Below are 14,277 nucleotides of genomic sequence, written 5' to 3'. Positions count from 1 at the left end.
AATGGATGACGAGTTCTATTCATTTCAAGCGATGAACACAGAGGTGAAAGTCATTGGGGGATTTCCCCAGCAAGAGAGGGATATAGCAGAACTGAAGCGCTGGTTTCAAGAAGTGGAGCAAACTTGTTCACGATTTCTTCCATTCAATGAATTAGACCGATTCAATCAAATGGCTCCTGGTACGGCTGTTCAAGTTAGCTCGATGCTGTTTGAAATATTAAAACAAGCAGTTCACTACTCGGAAGCAACAAATGGTTTTTTCAATCCTTTGATCGCTAACAATATGGCCGCTATTGGCTATGATCGCTCATTTGAGCAAATCGGGAAAATAGAAGAAAGCTTCGATCTTTTCATTGAAGAAAGCGAAGATCATCCTTTTGAATTTGCCGAGGATGGATGTACGATCTTGAAGCAAACGGAACAAGCGGTTGACCTTGGCGGATTCGCGAAAGGATGGGCGGTGGATCAAGGAGCAAAATGGATGAGGCAAAGAGGAGTTTCAGATGGACAGTTGAATGCCGGGGGAGATGTAACTGTTTGGGGAGAGAAAGAAAAGTTAATAGGTATTGCCCATCCAGAAAAGGAAACATTAGATATTGCTCAATTTTATATGTATGAAGGCAGTGTAGCTACTTCCAATAAAGTGTTTCGATCGTGGAAACAAGGCTCCGTTCAAAGGCATCATCTGCTCAACGGACAAACGGGTTTGCCAGCAATAAGCGATGTGATTCAGGCAACTGTGTTCGCCTCTACAACAGTTGAAGCCGAAGTGATGGCAAAAGTATTATGCATCTTCACTTTTGATGAGGGGCTTTCATGGTTGCGCGCTCATTTTCCGCACGCAGCGGCGTTAGTGGTGGATGAAAATGGACGAGTGAGAGTAAGCCGAACAATTAAAAACTATACGAAGAAGCTGATGCTGTAATGAATATGATCTATACCACTTGGGAATGGATTCGAGCTTCCGGAATGACTGCTTATTTATTATTATTCATTGCTAATATGGCAGGATTGTTAGTGAAAGGAAAGATGGTGTCTAAAAAGGGACGCCCTGTTTTATTAATGATTCATCAAACCGCGGGTTGGCTCGCTTTGCTTCTTGCTTTATTTCATGCGATGATGCTGCTGTTTGATCATTATGTTTCTTATACTATCACGGAACTGTTGATCCCTTTTACCGCTACCTATCAACGACTGGCTTCAGCAGCTGGAACGATCGCTTGTTATATTCTCGTGTTGCTCTTTTTTTCTTCTGATGTGATGAAGAGAATAGGAAGGAAATGGTGGAAGGTCATTCACTTTCTTGCATTGCCGTCTTATTTGCTGGCGCTTATTCACGGGATACTAATTGGAACTGATTCAGGCGCGATATGGATGATTCTTGTCTATGCTATTACGTTCGGGGTATTGAGCTCCCTATTTTTTGTTCGGTTATTAACTGCTCGATCCTAAACATTTTTTCTTTCTCTTGCCTTCTGTGTACAATAATAAGAAAAAGAAAGACGTGAAGGATATGTATATCTTATTGGCAGAAGATGATAAAAAGCTAGGCCGCTTAGTTGCTCATATGTTAAGCAAAGAGACGCATACAGTTGATTGGGTTATGGATGGGGAAGAGGCCATCGATTATGCCTCTTCGATTGATTACGACCTTGTCATTCTTGATTGGATGATGCCAAAGCTTAGCGGGATTAAGGTGTGTCAACAGTTAAGAGCCTCGGACTTTCAAGGACTGATTATAATGCTGACAGCGAAAGATGATGTGCACGACCGAGTGGAAGGGTTGGATGCAGGGGCAGATGATTACATTGTTAAGCCTTTTGAATTCGATGAATTATTAGCGAGAGTGCGAGCGTTAGGCCGTCGGTCGAAGCTAGCCTTTACTGATAATATCATTCAAGCGGGAGATTTAACATTAGATCAAACAAATCATAAAGTTTGTCATAAAGGAAAAGAGGTGCAGCTAACACCGAAAGAGTATCAGTTATTACAGCTGTTAATGACCAATAAAGAGCAAGTCCTACCTCGTGAAATGCTTCTCGATAAAATATGGGGGATCGACGCGGATGTTTCAGCGAACAACTTAGATGCTCTTGTGAGGTTAGTCAGAAAGAAAGTAGAAGAGCCAAATGGAGAGCGATTGATTCAAAGCATTCGGGGCATTGGCTACCGATTGGTGAAACACGATGTTTAATCAAACGAAAAAGCGTCTAACCCTTTTGTTTACTGGACTGATGATGATGTTTTTGCTCGTGTTTATGATCATTACGTATACGCTGTTATCCTCTTCCATTTTCCAAGATCAGCAAGAAGCTGTGTTAAAGCTTTTGCAAGAGGAGCGGCTAGAACATGGAAGAGAGTTATTGAGAACTCATGAAAGTATCAATAAAGAAGACGAAGAAGACCATGAACATAAGGATGCTGACATGCAAACTTTTTATTATATGATCTCGAGAGATGGTCAATTAGTAGATGCAGAAGAAGGACTTCCTTATGCTTCTTCTCCTTTTTTAGAAAAGATCCAAACATGGCAGCCGGATGAGTTGGAAGTTCGTCGGGAAACAATTATCGATCAAAATCAAGAAGACAAAAAAATATTGTTAGCGGCAGAGCCGGTAATAAACGAAGGGGAGTATATGGGAGCTATTATTGCTGGAACGAATGTGACGGCACAGCAAAATGTATTGGACAAATTGTTACTGGTGTTAACAAGCTTATTGGTTTTATTTTTGTTGTTATCTTTATGGTTAGGATACTTTATGGCGGGAAAAGCAATGATTCCGATCTCCCGCTCATTTCAGCGTCAAAAAGAATTCGTCAGTGATGCGTCTCATGAGTTGCGGACTCCGCTTGCGATTATGCAGTCTTCACTGGAGGTAATCGAAGCAGAAGATCAACAGCATTTGTCTGCCTTTTCTCAACAAATTCTTCAAGACATGAAGGAAGAAGTCAAACGAATGACAAGGCTCGTATCGGATTTATTAACCATCGCCCGTTCGGATTCAGGCAAGATCGAGTTTTATCCAACGGTGTTTGATTTAAAAGAAACAGTGGAGCAGCTCGTTCGCTCATTCCTTCCTTTGGCAAAGCAAATGGGTGTGACTGTTGAGAGCTCTTTATCGGCTCCTCTCTTGATAAAGGCAGATAAAGAGAGAATCACACAATTATTATACATTTTGATTGATAACGCAGTGAAATACAATCAGCCAGGAGGAACGGTTCACTTAACGATTCGTCGTGATGGAAAACAGGTGGAGATGCTGGTTAAAGATACAGGTATCGGCATTCCTAGTGATCAGCTGCCGCGTATTTTTGATCGTTTCTATCGAGTAGATAAAGCCAGATCTCGGGATTTAGGCAGCAACGGCATCGGCTTATCGATCGCCCAATGGATCGTGGAATCGCACGGAGGAAAAATTGAAGTAACGAGTGAAGTGGGAAAGGGCACAATATTTTATATACAAATCCCAATTAAAGAATAACGGAGTGAAAAGCTATGTTGGTAAAGAAAATAGGTATGATAATTGCAACTGTTTTTATGTTGCTCTTTGTTAGTTCTCCATCTTTCATCCATCCCGCTCATGCGGATGACTATGCTGATGAAGGGCATGAGGAGGAGGAAAATGGAGTAATGAAAGAAGGAGGAGAACTAATTGGTTGGGCAGGGATGGCCGGTTTTGGCTTAGCAGCAACCCTTTTCCCGTTAAGAAAGTTGATGAAACCAGTGAAAAAGCGCTGGCCGAATCAAGCAACTCATATGGCAAAAGCAACTCGATTATCAGGAAAGTGGCATATTTGGATGGGATCTCTAACCTTACTGGCCGTATGCGCTCATGGGGCAATGATGTTTTTAGCAGAACGTGAATTAGAATTAAGAGAGTATATCGGCATTGGTGCTGCAGCATTTATGGCAGCTGCTGCACTAATCGGTTATATTTTATCGGCGAATAAGAGATCTAAAGCGATCCGCTTTACGCACATGGGCATATTAGGAATAGCAGCTGTCATGACATTGATCCACCTGCTTCTTTCATAAGGAAAGGCGGCACTGATTTACCAGTGCCGTCGGTAATGATCCGGTTTTGTTCGATTGCACTTCATCTTCAAAACATCATTAACGAGGCCATTTATCTTTTGCTTTTCCAATGGATGGTTTGATCTTGCCTTGTATTTTATTACTATTTGTGCTCATCTTCTGATTCTAGCCTTTCATATGTCTACTATTTTTCACCTATCCTTTTCCTCAAAGATGTAAATACAATAAGGGCATAATTATTCCGCCTTAACAAATAATAAAAGGGATTATTTGAAAGGAAGGGATGCAGGATGGCATTAGAATGGTTTGAGCGAGTAAGTGAGGAATTGGAAGAACATTTAGAGTCAATTTGTGAAAAATATGATCAAGTTGGTCATATGACCGTTGATCGGGCAGCAAAGCATCCCAAAATAGAGTTTTTTGTAGAAACGGATGAAAATGAAGCAGAATATTTCTGTTCTGTGTTTTTTGATCCATACAATGAAGAATTTTATGTCAAAACATTCGAAGTAGATATGGAATATATGTCTAAAACGATTTTGCCGGATATTGAGGATATTGTAGATGAGGTCCATGAAAGCTTTCATGAGTTTATTGAAGGAACGGATGATTATTCATTCAACATGGAGGATGATCATTATGAAGAGATTGAGGTAGAGTGGACGACACCGGAAGTGACCGCTTATGCCCATAAAGATGAAGTGGAGATCACTTATCAATTTGGTATCGTTCAGGAAACAGGCGACGGGGTGTTACGGAGAGTCAACCGTATTCAAACTGTTGAGGAAGAGCAGCTGGAGGATGTGACTAATTTTGTTTTTAGTAAAGAGGAAGCGAATACGATTATCGCCATGATTGCCAGTCATGTAGATGCTTTAAGTGAATTTGAATTTGTTGAATAATTAGTTTCTAAACAATGCGAACGGGGTATTCCCTGTTCGCATTTTATATGATTTGATCATTCGTTTTTGTTAAGTCCCAGGATGTGATCATCGCGATTGGCAGTTCTTTCGATGTACCGTTTGGAGTGATCAGAATAGCTTCAAGTTTTTGATTGTTGCTTTGATAGTTTTCAAATAAGTGCTCCACTTCAAAGATATTGGCATCTTTTTTAATAAAAGCCACTTTTGATCTGCTTTGTTCAGAAAGAAGATCGCGCACGGTTACTTCATGTAAAGGGATGTGATTATCTGTTTGTTGGTGAGCCATCCATTTTAACATTTCTTCTCCCGTAAGAATACCTTTGCATGTTCCTTGATCAAAGACGGGATACTCTGAATAGGAAAGCTCTTGAATCATGTGTAGAACCCGCACGAAAGGTGTGTGTAGTTCGACGATACAAACTGGTTGAGAAGCAATGGAAAGCGCGCTCGCTGGTTGGGAGAGGAGAGCATCAATTTGTTCAATTCGTTTAACAATGTTTTCATGAGGTTCGGCAATATAAAATTCCGCATTTATTTTTTGATGCACAATGGCATTTCTCAGCTTAGCGAATTGCTTTAACTCATCTAAATGGCTGCGGACGGATGCATGACTTCTTGCGCAATCATGAAGTATTTCCATAAAGGAATGCTGGTCTGATTTAAGAGCAAGCTGTTTTAATTGCTGATGAATCCGGTTAAATGCCACTTCGAATCGTAAAGATCGTTCGTTGTTTTCGTTCATGATAGTTCCTCCTGTTTTTTGTTAGCTATGCCCTATTTGTTTAATTTTTATCTAGTTGTCGACAATGCTTAAAAGTATAAAAAAAGAATAGGTATTTGTTTTTGTATTAAAAAATGATAAAAAACCTTTCTTTCTATAAAGTTATGTGTTATATTAATCAAGCGATGAGCTAATTTGCGTAAGTCGAACAACATACCTTTAGAGGTTAAACATCTGGATGTGGCCGGATGGTTTTCGCCGCAAATACGTCAAAAAAGAGGCTGTTGGTAAGGAAATTCCTTACTGACAGCCTCTTTTTGTGTGTAATACATAATAGGTGCTAAATAGTCCGATAATCAATAGTAATAACGACACACGAAAAAATGGAGGAGTATATGTTAATTCAATTTGATTCCTTCCTTCCTGCAAAGCGATTCCGGTAAAGGCATAATTTGCTTCATAGATTGGTTGCTTCTTGCCGTTTATTTTTAATGACCATCCTTGTTCAAATGGAATGGGTAAGGCCATAAACTGTTCTTCAGTTTGGTTATTGTAATTGATTTTTACATTATTTCTGTTTATGTGAACTTCAGGAGAATAAGCATGGTGAGACATCGATTGCTTAAGCACTTCATAATCTTCTTCAAATAAAGAAATTGATTTCACAATGTAATTTCCCTTTGGTACTCGAATCGATATTTTTTCATTCTTTGGCACTCGGATCATTAACTCATTGACATTTGTTTTATAGATCGAATCGGACGCTTTACGAGTAGTTTTATAATCATTGACCTTTAAAGTAAAAGGTAAGCCATCCGTATTTTCGATATGAAAGCTAACATAATAATCAGCCGTTTTTTCGTTATGCTGTTTAGAAATGAGATCGATTCCTCCCACTTTTTCTTTTACTGCTAGTTTGTGATCTTGATACGTTCCTCCTATGGCTGTTATCGTGGCTTGATTGATGAGGTTTTTGACGCGCGTATTCCAAGGCTGATGAGGAATGGTTTCATCCTTTAGTACAATTCCTTGCAGCATCGCATGCTCACGATCTAAGGCAGAACTTTGTTGCAAATCGGTTTCCTGAAAAACGGTCTTCGTTGTGCGCACAAATGGAAGTGGCCATTTATTTTTATAAGCGACATAATGTTTCGTTTCCGAAAATTTCTCAAAGCCGTAAGGGACATTCATCTCCTGATCTTTCGACCGCATCCAAAAATTTGCTTGCAACAGACTATGGAGGTTGGAACGGTTACCGAAAGTTGCATAGCGGCTCACACTTTCTCTCCCCATATCAATTTGTAAATCATGCCAATAAAAAAACAATAGCTGTTGATTGAAAATACTGGAATATAAGCTTGTGCCAGGGAAACGTTGGACAATTGGAGTGTTGTTACGAGTCGGAACCATCCAGTCAATCTTTTCAAACGGCTGCTTCATTTCCTGCTGTATTTGGTGAATTAGTTGTTGCTGTTCGCTGTTATTATAGGAGGTGCTTTCAAGGAAATCTTTCGTTACTGTTTTAACTCCTGCCTTCTCTGATAACGTGACTTCATACAGATTCACGATCAGTAAGCAAGAGATGATGACCCATCCTTGCAGGCAACGAAGGAAAAGGGTATTCTTTTTCCAATAGTACAGAATAAATAGTAACGACGTGATTCCTACTAGAGACAGCCCGATCTTCTTGATCAGTGTCATCTCTACTGTAGAATCTATAAAAGTAGCGCTGGTCAAATAAATAGCCAGAGTGGTAATGATAGCTATGATGCCCTCTTTCAAGCGAATGTACTTCAACTGTTCAATACCAACAGCAATACATCCTGCTATTGTAAATGATAATAAATACTCAAAACGGTACTGCGGGGCGGAAAAACCATTAAAGGCGCTTCCGGCCATCGGACTATAATGCAATAGCAGTAAGAATAAGCTAATAAGCGCAAATAAGCGAAATAATGAGTGCTTATAAAAAGAAATCGTACACATACATAATATAAATATGGCCGGCACAATTAAATAACGGCTAATAAATAACGGCTGATCGACTGCCGCAAAAATGGAAATCTCTCCATCATAAGACGGTCGATAATTATTAAAGAAACCGTAGGCCGCAGGAAGAAAAGAAATTGCACTCAAACAAAAACTAATCACGCTCGAAACAATAAACCATTTGATTTGCTCGATTTTATGGCGATCATGATGCGTTAAAGGAACGATCCAGCGAAACACTATATATATCGCTAAAAAAACTAGGTTAATATAAGCAAAATAAAAGTTATTAAATAGCATAAGAGAGAGGATAACGATCAACCAAACAGGTCGGCCGTCTCGAATAATTTTCTCCGCGGCAATGACAAGCAGTGGAATCCAAATCATTGCATCAGCAAAAAACTCCCAAAAAACGACATGGCGAAAATACATCACAGATAGGCCGTAGACCACTGCACCTGTAAACGCAGCGGTCTTTTCTAGTTGTAGATAGCGAAAGGCCCACGTCGTAATGAATAAAATCAAGCTTAGTCGCGAGACGCTAATGAAAATCGCCGCATTAGCCCAAAATTCTATATTTGGTGTATTAATGACTTGTAGCAGTTCCAAAAGAAATACAATGATAACTGTTAATAAGAACAAAATAGATGTCGAGAAATAATAAGCAAGCTGGCTATAAAATCCTCCTCCTAAGCCGAAGCGAAACGAGTAAAAGAAATTTCCCTCTGTATAATGGTCATAAATAAATTGTTTAAACGGGAGGATTTGAGATAAACCGTCATTAGGGCCTAACATATACCTTCCATTGAGCCATTCCCAGAAGAAAAAAAAGTGAGCAGCTGCGGACACGAGCAGACTGCTGAACAAAATAAGTCCGATCGATTTTTTTTTCATGCATGGACACTCTCTTTTTTTAATATTTTTCCTGTTACGACAAACGTCACTGGTACGGATAAAAATAAAACAAGAATCGGTGTGAAGGTACTGCTCATATGTACATATTCAATCAACACATACATGAGAAAGGAGGTAAGACAAAAGTTGAATCCTTGAGATAACGGAAAGCTTACAAACTTAAATAACGTCGGTTTTACTTGAAAGGTAAAGTAACAATTTAAAAAGAAAGAAATGACTAAACTTATTCCAAAGGCGATCACATGTGACAGCATGTAATGGCTGTTCACTAAGGAATGAAGTAGCAAGTAGATGGCATAGTAATTAATAGTATTAATGGCTCCGATGATCGCGAACTTGATAAATTCTAGGCCGGTTTTTTTCATAAGTAACTCCATTTCTAATATTGGTTTCTTGAATTAAGAATGGGGGCCGCTTCTTCGTTTCATAGTAAATCCGGCCAATATACTCACCGACAACACCAAGGCTTAACAGCTGAATGCCACCAAGAAGCAAAACAGCTGTAATGATGGTGAAGTAACCAGGTACAGCAATCCCATTCTTTAGTATTTGTATAAATGTAATCATGCTATATAAAACGGATAGACAAAGAATGAATGCCCCCGAATAAAAGCAAAGACGAAGAGGTCGATTATTAAAGGAGACTAATCCGTCTAATCCATAATCCATTAGTTGACGTAAAGACCATTTTGTTTGACCATTTTTGCGCAACACATTGTCATAATCAATAATTTTTTGCTCCATGCCGATCCATGAAAACAATCCTTTGGAAAAACGTTGCCCTTCATTTAAAGATAAGAGAGCTTTAACAGCTCGTTCACTGAGTAAACGAAAATCACCGACGCCATCTTCTAGCTTCACGTCAACGACTTTATTCATCACACGGTAATACATCGAAGAAAGCACTTTTCGAATCGGATGCTCTCCTTTTCGATTTCGGCGCGCGATCACTTGATCATATCCTTCTTCCCACCCTTGAATCAGTGCAGGGATCAAGTGAGGAGGATGTTGCAAATCAGCATCCATAATAATGATCACTTTTCCAGTTGCATACTGCAATCCGGCGAAGATGGCTGCTTCCTTCCCGAAGTTTCGGGAGAATGAAAGATACTTTATTTTTGATGATTTCCCACAAAGCAATTTGATTTGCTTCAGCGTCCGATCTGTACTAGCATCATTAACAAATACAATTTCAAAATCATAGGCAAGAGCAGCGAATTCTTTTTTTATACTTTCATAAATCAATACAATATTCTCTTCCTCGTTAAAAGAGGGAATAATGATGGAGATCTGGCTCATATCGAGAGGCACCTACTTTATCGTATATTTAATTGAAATAGTCTTATTCCTTCTATGTTTTCTGACGTGGACGTAGAGGAAAAAAGAAAATTTCCTATTTTTCTAATTAATCTTTAATGTAGCATTCGTAAGTATATTCATAACCATACGGAGTTGTTATATCTATTTTTAACAAAAAGAGGGGAAAATACACGTGAATATCAAGCTGAGTAACAAGCATAATCCTCAGGAAAATAAACAGCTTATTGATTCGTTTTTTGACCAGCCAGTCAAGCAAACAGTGGAAGAAACGATGGTCTTATTTAATGAATATAAGCATCGCTATCCGCGTCCGAATCCTCCGACTTTGCGACGCTCATGGTCCGTTTCGTTTTGGCTAGAGAAGATGAAATCTTTTCTTATTGGCCTCTTTATGCCAAAAGAAGAGGGGAATTTACCGAGAGACGTTGAAATGATAGTAGATCAACAAGGGGAAGTAATCCCAGACTGGAAGGGGAATTTGGATCAACAATTTCACCATCTTCAGAACAAAGTTCGTCCAGTACATGTAGCAGAATTTGGGGCTGTTGGGGATGGGGTAATGGATTGTACAGAAGCTTTTCAGCGAGCAATTGGCAAAGGAAAGGCGAAGGTCATCATCCCAGCAGGAACATTTGTTGTGAAAGAGCTTCGTTTGCCGTCATGGACTTGGCTTGTTGGAGCAGGAAAAGGGAAAACCATATTGAAGCTACACCAAGATGCGCCGAAAAGTAGCTGGCTGGTGACAAATATGGATCATAAGAAGGGAAATCATCATGTGTTTGTGGAAGAGATGAGTCTTGACTGGCATGTAGAGCGGCTTGGCGAAACAGAAAGAACAAGTGTGGGAGGAAATCGTTCCAGTTGTTTAACGTATGCGAATGTTACTTACGGTTGGGTAAAAAACGTTGAAGCCATCAATCCAGGGCTCCATTGTTTTGATGTATCTTCCACGTTATATAACTATTCTGGTGATGGCTACCGGGCACGTGGAGGTAGTAAGTATATATGGCTTGATGGTTTAAATGGCTATGGGTTTGGGGATGACGGCATTACGACTCACCATAGTGATTACATCATGATTGCTAATTCCCATATGTGCGACCCAAGCGGAAAAGCTCATAAAAAAGGATTTTCTAACTCTAATGGTATTGAAGTTGATGATGGATCGCGTAATGTCATTCTTGTCAATAATTCGACGACACGCTGTTTTGGGGGCGTGGAAGTGAAAGCGCATCATAACTCTTCAGCGGCTACGAATGTTCATATTATTGGTCACCTTTCGATCAATGACAATCGTTCCTTTAATTTTCGCCATATCGGTCACCATCATAAACAAGACCCGGAATCCAAAACAGCGTATAACATCACCGCTTCACGAATTGTAGCAATCGCTCCGATTCGAACAGATTTATATCGAGACTCTCATCCGCGAGCGCTCGTTGTTTCTGCTTATAAAAATGTGGTCATTCATCAATTTCGCGTTGTTGGCGATCGAGAGTATGATTATCAAGGTCAACCTGTGATTGCTGTGCAATACCGTTCGAGAAATGTGTCGCTAAACTATGTGAACATTCAAGGCTTTAAAACCGCAGGAAGCGATATTAAAATTTTTGGTGGGGAACATAGAGCGGATGATGTGCGGATTCGTCATATATATATCAAAAACTCTGCTGCTAATGGCTTGGCAGTTGGACCTAGTATTCAACGTTTGCTTATTCACCACATGATCGCTATTCATAATAACGGAGTATGCGGTTGTGACTTAGCTAGTTCAAATGTTGACATAAAAAATATTACTGTAACAGGCTATGAAGAAGTGTATACTAAGCACTAGTACAAAAGCTTTTATGGATGAATTTATGCGTGTTGGAGGAGCTTATGAATGAAGCGAAGAAACAAACCCATCCATTTCTTTATAAACTAGGTATGGTCTTGGTTGTTGGATCTGCCGTCTTTTGGATTTTTCCTTTCATCATCCCCTTTCTGTCTTTTACAACAACTATGAAAGTAGCTTTAATTACTGGATCCCTCGTTTGTGCGGAAATCGCCTTCTGGTTAGGGGTGTTGCTCGTTGGAAAAGAGGCAGCGATGAAGTTCCGATCGTCAAGGGGTGCTCAAAGGTGGAGAAGAAGCAAGTAATAAAGAGCCGGTCTCATCATAGGAGGGTATCGATCAGATGACACTCCTTTCACTTTGAGATGGCTCTTCTTGTTTTTGTAGATTGGCTGTACAATAGTTTTATAGTGAAATTGTGGACATATTTTGCATGAAATAGGTAAAGAGGGGTGGAGAATCGAACAGGAAGAAAAAACATAGGCGATTGAAAAAATCTGTTTGACATGTAACCATTATCTGGTGCGTCTTAAATGTAGGATGTCTTCTTTATCTTTTTAGGCGAGAAGACCCCCCCTCAAGGAATGTGTAGGGCGATAGCCCAATGAGTAGGTGGGAGATGAATCGCCTTCGGACAAGGGATGGCTACTTGCCACCCCAATTGTCCGACTGTTCGAGTGCTGCTTGTAACAAGTGAAAAATAGCTTGGGTACGAACCCCGAACCCCCTTTGGCTTTTGGTCTGCATCCAACCTTGCTGAAATTAGGAAATAGTCATACAACGGATTGTTTTTCCACGTCTTCACTCCTAAAACAATATACAACGAGCATCGAATTTGGTATAATATGTATATTTTAGTGTGGTCCATAAGGAGGTGAAACCTGTGATCGTTCACAAAGCCTATAAGTTTCGTATCTATCCTACAGAAGAACAAGCTATTCTGATCAACAAAACCATTGGCTCCAGTCGATTCGTCTTTAATCATTTCCTGTCGCTTTGGAATGATACGTACAAACAAACAGGAAAAGGTCTGTCTTTCAAAAAATGCTCGAAACAACTCACACAACTGAAGAAAGAAATCGTATGGTTGAAAGAACCGGACAGTATCGCTTTACAGTCATCCCTTGAACACCTCTCAGATGCGTTTGATCGCTTTTTCAACAAACAAAATGACGCTTCTCGTTTTAAGTCCAAGAAGAACAAAACTCAGTCTTACAAAACCAAACACACAAACGGAAACATCGCCATTGTCGAACATACCATCAAATTGCCTAAACTCGGATTTGTTAAATTTGCCAAAAGTAGAGAAGTGGCAGGAGGGTTCAAAATTTGACGATTAAACCAGAAAAAACATATACAAAAGAAACAGAAAATAAAGAAAAATATTAAATGGTAGATCCACCTAAAAAAGAACCGATCCAGACAACGATCAAAATTAGTGCTCCTTGAGACTTCACGCTAGGAACGGATGAAAGTTTTGTATATGCAGGGTCTTTTCCTGATGAAGCCAAGAAAAATGGTTTGCTGTATTTTGTGGAAGAATTAGAAGAGGTGTTTCAGCAAGATCACTTATTGACCGTCAATTTAGAAACAGCATTGACGAATGCGACTGAAAAAGCGGTAAAGAAGTTCCTCTTTAAAGTGGACCCTTCATATTGTTGATTTATGAAAATTTTTTGCATGTTACCCTCCTTTTATTAATAGATATGATAGAGTAGCATAATTATCAATAGGTGATTTTCGTTGGAGGGAGAGACATGCGTATTTCCACACAACATTTACTGCGAACAAAGGAAGAAATGATGAATGAGTCCTTCGTTCCCAAATGGGTTACGAAAGAGTATCGCCATTTTCAGCAGGTCGTCACAGAACGAACCTTTCCGTGTACATTTGGCATGGCAGCGGAGGCAAAAGGAGAGCTCCGCTATTCGTATATTACGCACGATAATTGGTCGAGCTTACCGCAAACATTAGAGGCATTTATTTCCTTGTTCCATCCAGACCAGCCCTTTGTTCGACACGGCTTTTTCTTATTTGTGGAACCGGAAGATGAAGAGAAGCCATTGATTTATTATCGGGATTATTTTTGGGCGGTGTTACAGTATTTGCATGAAGTGGATACGAAGCCATGGCCAGAGGATTATCCACAAGATCCAGATCATCCTTTATGGGCATTTTCTTTTGGTGGAGAACCTTTCTTCGTTTTTGGCAATGCACCTGCCTATAAGCAAAGGAAAACAAGAAATTTAGGGAATAGTCTCGTCATTGGATTTCAACCGCGGCGAATTTTTGAAGGGTTAGAAGGAACATCTATGCACGGACATTTAGCCAGAGAAAAGGTGCGGACACGTGTAGAAAAGTGGGATCAACTGCCGAAACACCCTAACATTAGTCATTATGGAGATCCGGAACACAGGGAGTGGAAGCAATATTTTATTGGAGACGATATCGTACCGATTAAAGGAAAGTGTCCCTTTCAACCTAAATAATGATAAAAGGCTTTCCGTCAGGTACTCATCTGATGACGGAAAGCCTCTTTT

The 14,277-nt window shown here is 39.8% G+C and carries 13 protein-coding genes and 2 pseudogenes; 11 read left to right on the top strand and 4 right to left on the bottom strand.

Features of this window, described 5'->3' with window-relative positions; translation table 11 throughout:
* Position 1: 1 nt before the first annotated feature.
* The 6 genes from IRB43_RS07065 (at position 2) to IRB43_RS07040 (ending at position 4,938) form a co-directional block, all read left to right on the top strand.
* Entirely contained in the window at positions 2–925 is a 924-nt protein-coding gene (locus IRB43_RS07065) for an FAD:protein FMN transferase (RefSeq protein ID WP_203362732.1), read from the top strand.
* On the top strand, positions 925–1,452 hold the full coding sequence (locus IRB43_RS07060) for a ferric reductase-like transmembrane domain-containing protein (protein WP_203362731.1): 528 nt from the start codon (positions 925–927) through the stop codon (positions 1,450–1,452). Before IRB43_RS07065 ends, IRB43_RS07060 begins: the two co-directional genes overlap by 1 nt.
* Before the next feature lie 61 nt (positions 1,453–1,513).
* Positions 1,514–2,194 carry a response regulator transcription factor gene (locus tag IRB43_RS07055; RefSeq protein ID WP_203362730.1) on the top strand — a complete coding sequence of 227 codons (681 nt, stop codon included), beginning with the start codon at positions 1,514–1,516 and terminating at the stop codon, positions 2,192–2,194.
* Positions 2,187–3,482, top strand: a complete 1,296-nt coding sequence (locus tag IRB43_RS07050) for a sensor histidine kinase (protein WP_203362729.1) — start codon at positions 2,187–2,189, stop codon at positions 3,480–3,482. The genes IRB43_RS07055 and IRB43_RS07050 overlap by 8 nt, the downstream gene beginning before the upstream one ends.
* 14 nt (positions 3,483–3,496) lie before the next feature.
* The gene (locus IRB43_RS07045) at positions 3,497–4,036 is read left to right on the top strand and encodes a hypothetical protein (protein ID WP_203362728.1); all 540 of its coding nucleotides are present in this window, start codon (positions 3,497–3,499) and stop codon (positions 4,034–4,036) included.
* A 290-nt stretch (positions 4,037–4,326) separates the two neighbouring features.
* Positions 4,327–4,938: a hypothetical protein gene (locus IRB43_RS07040; RefSeq protein ID WP_203362727.1), complete on the top strand. Its 612-nt coding sequence runs from the start codon at positions 4,327–4,329 to the stop codon at positions 4,936–4,938.
* 43 nt (positions 4,939–4,981) lie between these two features.
* Here IRB43_RS07040 and IRB43_RS07035 read toward each other — a convergent pair whose 3' ends face one another.
* The 4 genes from IRB43_RS07035 to IRB43_RS07020 form a co-directional block, all read right to left on the bottom strand.
* Positions 4,982–5,701, bottom strand: a complete 720-nt coding sequence (locus IRB43_RS07035) for a CBS domain-containing protein (RefSeq protein WP_203362726.1) — start codon at positions 5,699–5,701, stop codon at positions 4,982–4,984.
* A gap of 279 nt (positions 5,702–5,980) precedes the next feature.
* Positions 5,981–8,563, bottom strand: coding sequence for a YfhO family protein (locus tag IRB43_RS07030; RefSeq protein ID WP_203362725.1), 2,583 nt, complete (start codon positions 8,561–8,563; stop codon positions 5,981–5,983).
* Positions 8,560–8,949: a GtrA family protein gene (locus tag IRB43_RS07025; protein ID WP_238941860.1), complete on the bottom strand. Its 390-nt coding sequence runs from the start codon at positions 8,947–8,949 to the stop codon at positions 8,560–8,562. The genes IRB43_RS07030 and IRB43_RS07025 overlap by 4 nt, the downstream gene beginning before the upstream one ends.
* Positions 8,897–9,883 (bottom strand): glycosyltransferase family 2 protein, encoded by a 987-nt coding sequence (locus IRB43_RS07020; RefSeq protein WP_203362723.1) that lies wholly within the window; start codon positions 9,881–9,883, stop codon positions 8,897–8,899. Before IRB43_RS07020 ends, IRB43_RS07025 begins: the two co-directional genes overlap by 53 nt.
* Positions 9,884–10,076: 193 nt before the next feature.
* Between IRB43_RS07020 and IRB43_RS07015 the strand changes: the two genes are divergently transcribed.
* From IRB43_RS07015 to IRB43_RS06995, 5 genes and pseudogenes are all read left to right on the top strand, one after another.
* On the top strand, positions 10,077–11,738 hold the full coding sequence (locus IRB43_RS07015) for a glycosyl hydrolase family 28-related protein (RefSeq protein WP_343070815.1): 1,662 nt from the start codon (positions 10,077–10,079) through the stop codon (positions 11,736–11,738).
* A gap of 44 nt (positions 11,739–11,782) precedes the next feature.
* Positions 11,783–12,043 (top strand): transporter suffix domain-containing protein, encoded by a 261-nt coding sequence (locus tag IRB43_RS07010; RefSeq protein WP_203362722.1) that lies wholly within the window; start codon positions 11,783–11,785, stop codon positions 12,041–12,043.
* Positions 12,044–12,620: 577 nt separating this feature from the next.
* A pseudogene (locus IRB43_RS07005) lies at positions 12,621–13,055 on the top strand (helix-turn-helix domain-containing protein); the annotation flags it as partial.
* A gap of 86 nt (positions 13,056–13,141) precedes the next feature.
* Positions 13,142–13,393, top strand: a pseudogene (locus IRB43_RS18165) (CapA family protein); the annotation flags it as partial.
* A gap of 101 nt (positions 13,394–13,494) precedes the next feature.
* Positions 13,495–14,226 carry a YqcI/YcgG family protein gene (locus IRB43_RS06995; RefSeq protein WP_203362721.1) on the top strand — a complete coding sequence of 244 codons (732 nt, stop codon included), beginning with the start codon at positions 13,495–13,497 and terminating at the stop codon, positions 14,224–14,226.
* Positions 14,227–14,277 lie beyond the last annotated feature (51 nt).

The sequence above is a fragment of the Bacillus sp. REN10 genome, assembly GCF_016820555.1.
In the GTDB taxonomy this organism is placed as follows: domain Bacteria; phylum Bacillota; class Bacilli; order Bacillales; family Domibacillaceae; genus Bacillus_CE.
The sequence above is the reverse complement of the archived record's forward strand: the minus strand, read 5'-3'. Positions and strand labels throughout refer to the sequence as shown.